Here is an 11816-nt window from a genome sequence, read left to right as displayed (position 1 = left end):
ACCGGAGCCCGCCACCATGCTGCCAGCCAATGCCCCCGTTGAGACCCTGACCGACCTGCTGCGCTGGCGCACCCAGCGCCACCCGGAGTCCTACGCCTATACCTTCCTGCCGGATGGAGATGGCGCCGAACAGAACTGGACCTACGCCGAACTGGACCGTCAGGCGCGCGCCGTCGCGGCGCAGCTCCAGGAGTACAAGGCCCAGGGCGAACGGGCGCTGCTGCTCTATCCCCCGGGGCTGGAGTACCTGGGCGCGTTCTACGGCTGCCTCTACGCGAACGTCATCGCCGTGCCGGCCTATCCGCCGCAGTACTTCCAGTCCATCTCGCGCATCCTCTCCATCCTGCAGGATGCCAGGCCGCGCTTCGCGCTCACCACCGCCGCCATCCTGGAGACCGTGCGGGCCCTCCAGGGTGAGTACCCGCAGCTCGGGGACATCCAGTGGATCGCCACGGACGCGCTGCCAGGGGGCATCGAGGAGACGTGGAAGGCCCCCACCGTAAAGGGGGACAGCCTGGCCTTCCTCCAGTACACGTCCGGCTCCACGTCGACGCCCAAGGGCGTCAGGGTGCTGCACCGCAACCTGATGTCGAACCAGGCGATGATCCAGCGCGGCATGGGCCTGGATGAGCAGTCCACCGTCGTCAGCTGGCTGCCGCTCTACCACGACATGGGGCTCATCGGGACCGTGATGCAGGCGCTCTACAACGGCTCGCGCGCGGTGCTGATGTCGCCGTGGTCCTTTCTCCAGAAGCCGGCGCGCTGGCTGCGCGCCATCAGCCATTACCGCGCCGCGCTCAGCGGAGCCCCCAACTTCGCCTACGCGCTCTGCGTGCGGAAGGTGAAGCCCGAACAGCAGGAGGGCTTGGACCTCAGCTCCTGGCGGATCGCCTTCAACGGCGCGGAGCCCGTGCGCGCGGACACGCTGCACCGCTTCGCGGAGACCTTCGCCCCGGTGGGCTTCCAGCGGCAGGCCCTCTATCCCTGCTACGGACTGGCGGAAGCCACGCTCTTCGTCACGGGCGTGCCCCCCGACACGGGGTTCAGCACGCGCACCGTGGACTCCAGCGCGCTGGAGAAGCACCGCGTCGTCACGGTCGAGCCCGGCACGGCGAACGCACGGCCGGTGGTCAGCAGCGGAAGGAGCTGGGGAGACTCGCTCATCCGCATCGTGGAGCCGGAGACGTTCAAGGCCCGAGCGGACGGCGAGGTGGGCGAAATCTGGGTCGCGGGTCCCCACATCACCCAGGGCTACTGGGGCCGCGCGGAGACGGACTCACAGACTTTCGGAGCCCGCATCGCGGGCAGCGACGAAGGCCCCTTCCTGCGCACGGGGGACCTGGGCTTCCTGCTGGACGGGGAGCTGTTCGTCACCGGGCGCCTCAAGGACATGATCATCATCGACGGGCGCAACCACTATCCCCACGACATCGAACAGACGGTCGAGTCCCAGCACCCGGCCTTCCGCGTGGGAAGCTGCGCGGCGTTCTCCGTCGAGCGCGACAACGAGGAGAAGCTGGTGGTGTTGATGGAGGTGGACCGCCGCTACGCCCCGCCCGCAGGGGGCGAGGGCGCACTGGAGCTGAAGGAGGTCACCCGCAAGTTGCAGCAAGCCGTAGCCGCCGCGCACTCCGTGGAGCTGCACGACTTCGTGCTGCTGCAGTCGGATGAGATCCTCAAGACCTCCAGCGGCAAGGTCCAGCGCCGGGCGTGCCGCGTGAAGTACCTGGAAGACTCACTCCAGCGCTGGCAGGGCTGACGGTTCCCACAGGGCGCGGAAGGGGCACTCCCCTCTTCCACGCTCGCGGTGGGTTCCGTCAGAGGACCTTGCGGAACTCGGCCAGCCCCTCGCTCAAAGAAGGCGGTGCTTGGGGAACAGGGGTGTTTCGTGCGGCATCGTCCGCGAACATCTCTGCTGCGGGCCAGCACGCACTCTCGTTGCCGCTGTACCTCGGGTACGCCTGGACTTCGTCGACAGGAGGCCCATCCAGATAGAAGTGGATCCAGGTCTCGATGTTCCGCTTGGGAATGAGACGGGCAATGCGCTCATCCAAGCCAATCGGCTCTTGGGCCTGGGCACGAAGACCGTCATCCAGTTGCTGGCGGCGGTCCTGAACGGAGTTCGCAGGGTCCGCATCCAGATGGATGATGAGCGAGGTGAGAAACCGTGCCGTAAGGGTCCGATGCTTCTTGACCTGCGTAGGAGTGTGCTTACGCACATATTGCTCCCCGGCACCGCCCTCATTCGAGGACGGCAGGGCTTCAACCCGGATCTGGTGCCGCCCGACGCCCAACCGCTTCAGCGCTCGGGAGAGGAAGACGCTCGACTGGAGGTCTTCGCAAAGAATGACATACCGGGAACCGCTACTCACTGGCGATGCTCTCCAATCCACGGGCAACGACATCAGCAGCCGTGAGTTCGTTGATCCCCTTGAAGCGTTCACTCCGGACAGGCCCGCTCTCCTGTCGGAAGAACCGCACTCCGTGGGATGGCGCGAGCTGGTTCAGGACCTCGGGATGATGACTGACGAACCAGACCTGGGGACCACGCTTGTCCAGCGCCAGCTCACTGACCTCCAAGAGCCAGGGCTGGATCTCCTTCAATGCCACGTAGTTGTCGGGCTCATCGAAGATGACCAGACGGCCCGGCTTGAGCACTGCATGGCGGAGCACATGAAGCGCGATGAGGGCCCGTTGCCCGTCAGAGAGTTCTCCGAAGTCCACGGCATAGGGAACGCCCTTGCCCGCGGAGAAACGAACCTGCAGTTGGGGCCGCGACTTGTCGACCGAGAGAGAATCGAATCCCAGGAGAATTTCCCGCAGGGTCGACTGCGTCTGGATCGCAGCATCTAGATCCTGCGCGATCAGCGACGGATACCAGGATGCGAAATTGAGGAGGTCGACGTCGAGCGACTCATTCTGCTCATCCGTGCGCCCTGACATGCTCCGAGGATTGGGACGGAAGTACCAGACCTCTTCGTCCAACCATTTCTTGAATGCGGTGAGCTTCCTGGTGGCAGCGCCCCCACCCACAGCGCCTAGCGCGGACCTGTTGGTGCGCGTGCTGATTTTGACGGTAGAAGAAATAAGGGAGGTTTCGGTACGGAGCATGAGCTGACCGTGGACGAACTCCAAGAGCGGCGCACCGTCGCAAAAGAGTGACTCCTGTGCGATCTCGCTCTTTGAAGGGTCTTCTTCGGAGTGTTTGACGGTGAGCCCGTACGAGAAGAGCTCACTGCCCAGCCGGACATCCAATTCTACCCGCTGCTCCAACCGCGTGTCCCAGCGTGTCCTGGAACTGCTGGGGAACCCCCGGCGAATCTCCGCGTCGTTCGATATCAGCGAGCGGATCCGCTCAAGCACCTCAAGGATCGAAGTCTTGCCCGAACCGTTCTCTCCCAGCAGCAGTGCGAGACGCGTTGGCTTCCACTCGAAGTTGACGAAGCACCGGAAGTTGTCGACGTAGATCCGTTCGAGCATTTGTCCCTCCCTAACACACCCCTACTGCACGACGACCTTGCGCATCTCCGCGGCGAAGGGCTCCGGTGCCAGGAAGCCCGTCACGCGCGGCTTCGTCAGCACCGTGCCGTCCGGGTGCACGAAGGCCACGGTGGGCAGGCCCTCCACGCCCAGCCGCTCCATCAGCGCGTCCAGGTGCTCCTCGCTGTGGGTCGCGTCGATCTTGATGTTGAGGAAGCGCCCGGACTCCGCCTGGGTGATGACCGGGTTCGACGGGTACGTCTCCCGGTCCAGCTCCTTGCAGGCCGCGCACCAGTCCGCGAAGAAGTCGATGAGCACCGGCCGCCCCTCCGCCTTCGCGCTCGCGAGCACCTGTTCGAACTGCTTCGCGTCGAACGTGGCCGTCTTCGGCGGCATCACGTGGTGCCACTGCCAGGCCGGCGCCGTGGGGGGCTGCGCCAGTCCCAGGCGCACCCACAGCGCGCCCGTGGGCCGTGCGTCCAGCGCGCCACCGCGCACCACCAGCGCGCCCACCACCAGCACCACGCCCAGCGCCTTGAAGCCGAAGTCGCGCGTGCCCTCCTTGAACGAGCGGTGCACCGCGCCCGCCAGCACGCCCAGGGCCGTCAGCACCGCGGCGATGAGCGCTCCGGGCACCTGCCCCACCTGGTCGCCCAGCGTCTTCACCGTGTCGCGCGCCCAGGGGAAGGCGTCCTTCAGGTACGAGAACGCGAGCGCCACCAGCATGATGCCCAGCACGCTCTTCACCCACTCCATCCACACGCCACCGCGCGGCAGCCGCACCGTGAACACGCCGATGAGGAAGAACGGCACGCCGATGCCCAGCGCGTAGATGAACAGCAGCGTCGCGCCCAGCGTCGTGTTCGCCGTCTTCGCCACGAACGCCAGCAGGCCCGTCAGCACCGGCCCCGTGCAGGGCGCCGCCAGGAACCCGGACACGCTGCCCATCAGGAACGCGCCCGCGAGGCCCGCGCCGCCCACGTTCGTCAGCTTCGTCTGGAGCGACGACGGCAGCGCCAGTTCGAACGCGCCGAACATGGACGACGCCAGCAGCAGCAGGAACAGCGCCAGCACCGTCACCACCACCGGACTGCCCAGCATGGAGCCGAAGGCCTGGCCCGTCTTCGCCGCCAGGATGCCCAGCGCGCTGAACACCACGCCCATGCCCACGATGTACGCCGACGTCAGCGCCAGCGAACGGCCGCGCCCCTCCGCCTTCCTCGCGCCGAACACCGACACCGTGATGGGAATGAGCGGGTACACGCACGGCGTCATCGCGGTGAGCAGCCCGCCCGCGAACACCACCCCGGCGCCCCAGAGGAGGCTGCCGGACTCCAGGAACCGGGCCGCGTCCAGCCCGGCGCTGGGGCCCGTGGGCAGCACCCACGGCACCACCGCCACCGCGAGGCCCGCCACGAGGGCGACCACCACCCCTGTCAGCTTCATTCCATTCATGCGTGCCTGGCTCCCCGCTCGTCCCGGACCCGGGAGGCTCCCTTCTATATGCGGAGCCCGGCGGGGCGGCTACTCCACCGGCATCGCGTGCGTCGGCGCTGGCACCTTCAGCCCCGCCGAGCGCGCCAGCCCCATCACGCCCTCCACCGCGGCGGCGATGTAGCCAAAGGGGTTCGCCCCATCCACCGCCGTCACGTGCACCTCGCCCATCTTCTGCTGGAAGGCCGCCGCCACCTGGGGGAGCTGCCGCGCCAGCGTCATCTGGATGACCTCCGGGCTCACCGTGTTCTCAATCTCGCGCAGCGTCTTCATGCGCTCCAGCTCCAGGCCCTGCTGCGCCCGGGTGCGCCGCAGCTCCAGCTCCGTGATGCCGGCCTCCGCCTCCGCGATGGACTGCTTCGCCAGCAGCACCTGGAGCCGGGCGGCCAGTTGCTCGGCCTCCTGCCGCGCCTCCGCCAGCTGGATTTCATGGCGCGCGGCCTCCGCCTCCTGCTGCCGGCGCAGGCGCTCCAGCTCCACCTGGGCCTTGGCCACCTCCGCCTCCTGGGCCAGCCGCAGCTGTTCCAGCTCGCCCTGCGCGCGGTTGAACGCGAGCTGCCGCTCACCGTGGAGCTGCGCCTCCGTGAGGCGGGCCTCGGCGGCCAGCGCCTCCAGCCGGGCCTGCTCCTCCGCGGCCTGCGTCTGGGTGCGCACCTCTTCCTGCGCGGCCAGCTTCGCGAGCGCCACCTCGCGCTCCACCGCCGTCTGCTCCTGCTGCGCCTGCCGCTCCTGCGCGAGCCGCGTGCCGGCGACGCGCGCCTCCACCGCCAGCTGCTCCAGCCGCGCCTGCTCCTCGGTGGCCTGCGTGCGCTGGCGCACCTCCTCCCGCGCGGCGAGCTTCTGGAGGTTGAGCACGCGCTCGCCCTCCGTCTCCTCGCGCCGCACGAAGCGCTCCTTCGCGAGCTCCGCCTCCCGCGCCTGCCGCTCCTGCTCCCGGCGGAAGCGGGCCTGCATGTGCTCGAAGACGGACGCGGACAGCACGCGCACGTCCTGGATTTCAATCGTGTCCAGGAGCACGCCCCAGCCCGCGTCGGTGCGGTCCTCCAGCCGGCCCTGCCCGGAGAGCACGGGGGCGATCTCCCGCATCAGCTCCTCCGCGATGCCCTCCTTGCGCCGCGTGAGGCACTCCTCCACGGTGAGGTTCGCGACGAGCCTTCGCGCCGCGCCCACGAACATCTCCCGCAGCAGCTCCGCCAGCTTCTCCTGCGCCCGCTCCGGGTAGCTGAAGTTGAGCATCCGGAAGGCCACCAGCGGCTCCGCGATGCGGTACACCGCGAGCCCCGTCACCGCGACGCCCACCTTCTCGCTCGTCACCTGATCCGCGGTGAACTGCAGCCGCTGGATGCTGGTGGGCACGATGGCCACCGAGTCCCCCGGCAGCTTGAAGCAGCTGGCGCCCTGCCCGCTCACCTCGCGCACGCGGCCCCGGCGCATGTGGATGAGGAACTCGCTGGGCCGCGCGGTGATGAGGCCCCACCCCTTCACCTTGTCCGGATCCTCCGCGGGCTTCCCCGCCCGCCACCCATCCGTGTAGCGGCTGCGGTCCTGGCCCCCCTCCAGACGGACCAGGGCCGGCCGCCCCGCCGCCTCCCCACCGACCTCCGAACCGCTGCTCCGGGCCTGCGACTTCGCGTTGGCGCTCATGGGTGCACCCTCCGCGTGTCCCCCAGTGCAGGCGCCCGGCCAGCCCCCGCGATGCCTTGAAACGGGCACTTGCGACCTGACAGCGCACCATTTCGGGGCGGAACGTGCCAGGACGGCTCACCCGGAGTGATCCATTCCGGCCAGGCGTTGCACCGCCACGGCCCACCTCCAGGCCCAAAAACCAGCCCGGCATCCGGCCCGGCGCGTCAGCGAAGGGGGGACCTCGCCTTATGTTCCCTTGACCCGAGGGGGGTCGATTTTATAATTGACCAGTCCGGTCCACATTCGTGTGGGCACATGTAGACCCTGCCGCTGCGCGCGGACCCACCGCGTCGCCGGGGAGCGGAGGGAAGTCCCACCCTCCCGCGTCATTTCTTCCGAGGAAGCCATGCTGAACCTGCCCATCTACATGGACAACCACGCCACCACCCCGCTCGACCCGCGGGTGCTGGAAGCGATGTTGCCCTACCTCCGTGAAGACTTCGGCAACGCGGCCAGCCGCAACCACGCCTTCGGCTGGAAGGCCGAGGCCGCGGTGGAGAAGGCCCGCCGGCAGGTGGCGGAGCTCATCGGCGCGTCGGAGAAGGAGATCGTCTTCACCTCCGGCGCCACCGAGTCCGACAACCTGGCCATCAAGGGCGTCATCGAGTTCTACAAGTCCAAGGGCGACCACATCATCACCCTGAAGACCGAGCACAAGGCCATCCTGGACACCTGCAAGCGCCTGGAGCGCGTGCGCCAGGAGCGGCTGGACGAGCTGAAGCTGCTGCGGCTGGGCCAGCTGGCGGAGCGCGACGTGCAGCCGGAGGACGTGGCGGAGCTGGCCGTGAAGTTCGACCTGGAGTCGGACGCGACGTACAAGAAGTGGGCGGAGCTGCCCACCGGCGGCGCGCGCGTCACCTACCTGGACGTGGAGCCGGACGGCCGCGTGAGCCTGGAGAAGCTGGCCGCGGCCATCACGCCCAAGACGGTGCTCATCTCCATCATGTTCGCCAACAACGAGATCGGCGTCGTGCAGCCGGTGGCGGAGATCGGGAAGCTGTGCCGTGAGAAGGGCGTGCTCTTCCACTGCGACGCGGTGCAGGGCGTGGGCAAGGTGCCCTTCGACGTGGAGGCGATGAACGTGGACCTGGCGTCCATCAGCGCCCACAAGATGTACGGCCCCAAGGGCGTGGGTGCGCTGTACGTGCGCCGCAAGCCGCGTGTGCGCATCGCCCCCATGGTGGACGGCGGCGGGCACGAGCGCGGCATGCGCAGCGGCACGCTCAACGTGGCCTCCATCGTCGGCTTCGGGATGGCGGCGGAGGTGGCGAAGCAGGACCTGCCCGAGGAGGCCGCCCGCCTGTTCCGCCTGCGCGAGCGGCTGCGCACCGGCATCATGGAGCAGCTGGACATGGTGGTGGTGAATGGCAGCCTGGAGCACCGCATGCCGGGCAGCCTCAACATCTCCTTCTCCTACGTGGAGGGAGAGGCCCTGATGATGTCCATCAAGGACGTGGCGGTGTCGTCCGGGTCCGCGTGCACCTCCGCCTCCCTGGAGCCCTCCTACGTCCTGCGCGCCCTGGGGGTGGAGGAGGACATGGCCCACAGCTCCATCCGCTTCGGCCTGGGCCGCTTCAACACGGAGGAGGAGGTGGACTTCGTCATCCGCCTCGTGGTGGACAAAGTCCGCAAGTTGCGAGACATGAGCCCCCTGTACGAGATGGCCAAGGAAGGCATCGACCTGAAGAGCATCGAGTGGACGGCGCACTAGGCGCGCTCCTTCCAGCGACACGCAGTCCCACCGGGCACGGGAGCCCCCGCCTGCCCGGTAGCGAATCGGTTGCCCCCCAGGCGCATCAGTTCAAGCGTTGTGTGAAGGAGCGTTAGACGCATGGCTTACAGCGAGAAGGTCATCGAGCACTACGAGAACCCCCGCAACGTGGGGACGCTCGACAAGAACGACCCGAACGTGGGCACCGGCCTCGTGGGCGCCCCCGCCTGCGGCGACGTGATGCGCCTCCAGTTGAAGATCAGCGACTCGGGCGTCATCGAGGACGCGCGCTTCAAGACCTTCGGCTGCGGCTCCGCCATCGCGTCCAGCTCGCTCGTCACCGAGTGGGTGAAGGGCAAGACGGTGGACCAGGCGATGACCATCTCCAACAAGGACGTGGCGCGGGAGCTGGCGCTGCCTCCGGTGAAGATCCACTGCTCGGTGCTGGCCGAGGACGCCATCAAGGCCGCCATCGAGGACTTCAAGAAGAAGCGCGCGGCGCGGCAGTCGTAGTTGGCGGCCTTCGTCGCACGCGGCACCTTCCAGGAAGCGAGGACGACCCCATGAACGAGCAGGCCCAGACGACCCAGGCCCCTCAGACGCCCCCCAAGCCGGCGCCCAAGGGCATTGGCCTGGCGGACAGCGCGGTGGAGCGCCTCAAGGTGCTGCTGGCGGAGCGCCAGACGCCGGAGGCGGGGCTGAGAATCGCCGTGAAGGGCGGCGGGTGCTCCGGCCTCCAGTACTCCATGGAGTGGTCGGAGAAGTCCCGCGAGCGCGACAAGGTGTTCGAGAAGGACGGCGTGCGCGTCTTCGTGGACCCGAAGAGCTACCTGTACCTCATCGGCACGGAGCTGGTGTTCGAGCAGACGCTCATGGCCTCCGGCTTCAAGTTGAACAACCCGAACGTGAAGGCCGCCTGCGGCTGTGGAGAGAGCTTCTCCATCTGACGCGCGGTCCACCCACCCGCCCCGTCGGTCAGGGAGCGGGTCCCAGGGGTCCGGCCCGGTGCCGGGCCCCTTTTTCGTTTCGCCCCCGCATGAGGACTTCCCCACCGTGAGGACCCACTTCGACGTGTTCGGGCTGCCCCGCTCCCACGCCGTGGACGTGCCGGCCCTGGAGAAGCAGTTCCGGGAGCTGTCGCTCCAGCTGCACCCGGACCGCGTGGCCCAGGGCAGCGCCAGGGAGCGGCTCCAGGCCCTGGAGGGCACCACCGCCCTCAACGAGGCCTACAAGACGCTCAAGGACCCGGTGCGCCGGGCCTTCTACCTGCTGAAGCTCCACGGCATCGACCTGGACCGCGAGGACGCCGGCGCGCAGAAGGACATGCCCCTGGCGTTCCTGGAGGAAGTCATGACCCTGCGCGAGGACCTGGACGACGCCATCGCGGCGAAGGACCTGCCCAAGGCCCAGGCCATGGCGAAGGACGTCGCGGCAAGGAAGCAGGCGGCGCTGGCGGAGGCCGTGGCCGCGCTCCAGGGGCTGGAGGGCGCCGGGGATTCACCCGACGGGGTGAGAAAGGCATCGCACGCGCTGGGGCGGGTGCGCTACTTCACGCGCTTCCTCGAGCAGGTGGACGCGTTCGAGGAGGAGGTGCTCGCGTGAGCAACAACGGCTTCATGCAGATCCACGACCCGCTCAAGCCCAAGGGGCATGCGGTGGGCATCGACCTGGGCACCACCCACTCGCTGGTGGCGTCCGTGGCCCAGGGCAAGCCGCGCTGCGTCCCGGTGGACGACGGGGACTCGCTGCTGCTGCCCTCGGTCGTGCACTACGGCAAGGACGGCGGCGTGGTGGTGGGCGCGCGCGCCCGGGCGCTCGCGGCCGGGGCGCCCACGGACACCATCGCGTCGGTGAAGCGCTTCATGGGCCGGGGCCCGGATGACGCGGAGACGCGCAAGCTGGGGGCCTACCGCTTCGTCCCCGGCTCGCAGGTGGTGCGCTTCGACGTGGCCGGCGGCCAGCCGGTGACGCCCATCGAAGTGTCCGGGGAGATCCTGCGCGCGCTGAAGCGCCGGGCGGAGGCGCACTTCTCCGGCAAGGTGGAGCAGGCCGTCATCACCGTGCCCGCCTACTTCGACGACGCCCAGCGGCAGGCCACCCGGGACGCGGGCAAGCTCGCGGGCCTGGAGGTGCTGCGGCTGCTCAACGAGCCCACCGCCGCGGCGCTGGCCTACGGCCTGGACAAGGGCAGCCAGGGCAGCTTCGCCGTCTATGACCTGGGCGGGGGCACCTTCGACATCTCCATCCTCAAGCTGGAGGACGGCGTCTTCGAGGTGAAGTCCACCGGCGGCGACTCCGCCCTGGGCGGGGACGACTTCGACCGCGCCATCGCGGAGCGCGTGCTCCAGGCGATGGGCGCCACGTCCCCCACCCCCTCGCAGATCGCGGAAGCCATGGCCGCGGCGCGCAAGGCGAAGGAGGCCCTGACGGACGCGGCGGAGGTGACGCTCAGCGTGGGCGGGCACTCGCAGCCGCTCACGCGCGCGGACTTCGAGGCGTGGATCCAGCCGCTCGTGCAGAAGACGGGCATGGTGTGCCGCCGGGCCCTGAAGGACGCGGGCGTGGGGGCCGGGGAGCTGGACGGCGTCATCCTGGTGGGCGGCTCCACGCGCGTGCCGGCGGTGCGCCGCTTCGTGGCGGAGCTGTTCGGCCGCGAACCCCTGGGCGACATCGATCCGGATCAGGTCGTGGCCCTGGGCGCGGCGGTGCAGGCCAGCCTGCTCACCGACAGCAACCGCCAGGACGAGGTGCTGCTGCTGGACGTGCTGCCCCTGTCGCTGGGCCTGGAGACGATGGGCGGCATCGCGGAGAAGCTGATCCCGCGCAACTCCACCATCCCCACCGCGGCGGCGCAGGTGTTCACCACGTTCAAGGACGGCCAGACGGGCCTGGACGTGCACGTGGTGCAGGGCGAGCGGGAGCTGGTGCAGGACAACCGCAGCCTCGCGCGCTTCACGCTCTCCGGCATCCCGCCCCTGGCGGCGGGCCTGGCCCGGGTGGAGGTGCGCTTCCAGGTGGACGCGGACGGCATCCTGTCCGTCACCGCGAAGGAGCAGAGCACCGGCGTCGCGCAGACCATCACCGTCAAGCCCAGCCACGGCCTGTCGGACGAGGAGATAGAGCAGATGCTGCTCGACTCCATCGACTACGCGGAGGACGACATCCAGGCCCGCCAGGTGCGCGAGCAGCAGGTGGAGGCCGAGCGCGTCCTCACGGAGGCCGACCGCCAGCTGCGCGAGAACGCGGCCCTGCTGGAGGCCGGCGAGCCGGAGGCCATCCAGGCCGCCATGGCCCACGTCCGGGAGGCGGCGAAGGGCAAGGACTACCTGGCCGTGAAGGAGGCGCTCCACGCGCTGGACGAAGCCTCCCGGGCCTTCATCGAACGGGTCATGAACCGCGCCATCACCCAGGTGGTGTCCGGCCATTCCGTGGAGGAGTACTGACC

General features: G+C 68.9%; 10 protein-coding genes. 6 read left to right on the top strand and 4 right to left on the bottom strand.

Going from position 1 to position 11816, the window contains the following annotated elements:
• Nucleotides 1-16 precede the first annotated feature (16 nt).
• Nucleotides 17-1759, top strand: coding sequence for a fatty acyl-AMP ligase (locus OV207_RS07620; RefSeq protein ID WP_267553837.1), 1743 nt, complete (start codon nt 17-19; stop codon nt 1757-1759).
• 58 nt (nt 1760-1817) lie between these two features.
• Here the strand turns inward: OV207_RS07620 and OV207_RS07615 are convergent, their stop codons facing one another.
• The 4 genes from OV207_RS07615 to OV207_RS07600 form a co-directional block, all read right to left on the bottom strand.
• A complete protein-coding gene (locus tag OV207_RS07615) occupies nt 1818-2372 on the bottom strand; it encodes a hypothetical protein (RefSeq protein WP_267553836.1) in 555 nt (184 codons plus the stop codon).
• Nucleotides 2365-3480: an AAA family ATPase gene (locus OV207_RS07610; protein WP_267553835.1), complete on the bottom strand. Its 1116-nt coding sequence runs from the start codon at nt 3478-3480 to the stop codon at nt 2365-2367. The genes OV207_RS07615 and OV207_RS07610 overlap by 8 nt, the downstream gene beginning before the upstream one ends.
• Before the next feature lie 21 nt (nt 3481-3501).
• The gene (locus OV207_RS07605) at nt 3502-4935 is read right to left on the bottom strand and encodes a protein-disulfide reductase DsbD family protein (RefSeq protein ID WP_267553833.1); all 1434 of its coding nucleotides are present in this window, start codon (nt 4933-4935) and stop codon (nt 3502-3504) included.
• A 69-nt stretch (nt 4936-5004) separates the two neighbouring features.
• The gene (locus tag OV207_RS07600) at nt 5005-6618 is read right to left on the bottom strand and encodes an SPFH domain-containing protein (protein WP_267553831.1); all 1614 of its coding nucleotides are present in this window, start codon (nt 6616-6618) and stop codon (nt 5005-5007) included.
• 391 nt (nt 6619-7009) lie between these two features.
• Here OV207_RS07600 and OV207_RS07595 point away from each other — a divergent pair, with 391 nt between their 5' ends.
• From OV207_RS07595 to hscA, 5 genes are all read left to right on the top strand, one after another.
• Nucleotides 7010-8371, top strand: a complete 1362-nt coding sequence (locus tag OV207_RS07595; protein WP_267554406.1) for an IscS subfamily cysteine desulfurase — start codon at nt 7010-7012, stop codon at nt 8369-8371.
• A gap of 120 nt (nt 8372-8491) precedes the next feature.
• Nucleotides 8492-8884, top strand: a complete 393-nt coding sequence (iscU, locus tag OV207_RS07590; protein WP_120538869.1) for a Fe-S cluster assembly scaffold IscU — start codon at nt 8492-8494, stop codon at nt 8882-8884.
• Between the two features lie 50 nt (nt 8885-8934).
• Nucleotides 8935-9318, top strand: a complete 384-nt coding sequence (locus OV207_RS07585; RefSeq protein ID WP_193348052.1) for a HesB/IscA family protein — start codon at nt 8935-8937, stop codon at nt 9316-9318.
• A gap of 106 nt (nt 9319-9424) precedes the next feature.
• Complete coding sequence (gene hscB, locus OV207_RS07580) at nt 9425-9973, top strand: Fe-S protein assembly co-chaperone HscB (RefSeq protein WP_193348051.1); 549 nt, start codon at nt 9425-9427, stop codon at nt 9971-9973.
• Nucleotides 9970-11814, top strand: coding sequence for a Fe-S protein assembly chaperone HscA (hscA, locus tag OV207_RS07575; RefSeq protein ID WP_267553826.1), 1845 nt, complete (start codon nt 9970-9972; stop codon nt 11812-11814). The genes hscB and hscA overlap by 4 nt, the downstream gene beginning before the upstream one ends.
• Nucleotides 11815-11816 lie beyond the last annotated feature (2 nt).

This window comes from Corallococcus sp. BB11-1 (assembly GCF_026626625.1).
Classification (GTDB): domain Bacteria; phylum Myxococcota; class Myxococcia; order Myxococcales; family Myxococcaceae; genus Corallococcus; species Corallococcus soli.
Note: the sequence above shows the minus strand (reverse complement) of the source record. Positions and strands in the feature narration are given on the sequence as shown.

What these genes read in the sequence shown, in the direction of transcription:
- OV207_RS07620 (WP_267553837.1), top strand. Translation starts at nt 17, where the DNA reads ATGCTGCCAGCCAATGCCCCCGTTGAGACCCTGACCGACCTGCTGCGC.
- OV207_RS07610 (WP_267553835.1), bottom strand. Translation starts at nt 3,480, where the DNA reads ATGCTCGAACGGATCTACGTCGACAACTTCCGGTGCTTCGTCAACTTC.
- OV207_RS07605 (WP_267553833.1), bottom strand. Translation starts at nt 4,935, where the DNA reads ATGAATGGAATGAAGCTGACAGGGGTGGTGGTCGCCCTCGTGGCGGGC.
- OV207_RS07600 (WP_267553831.1), bottom strand. Translation starts at nt 6,618, where the DNA reads ATGAGCGCCAACGCGAAGTCGCAGGCCCGGAGCAGCGGTTCGGAGGTC.
- iscU (WP_120538869.1), top strand. Translation starts at nt 8,492, where the DNA reads ATGGCTTACAGCGAGAAGGTCATCGAGCACTACGAGAACCCCCGCAAC.
- OV207_RS07585 (WP_193348052.1), top strand. Translation starts at nt 8,935, where the DNA reads ATGAACGAGCAGGCCCAGACGACCCAGGCCCCTCAGACGCCCCCCAAG.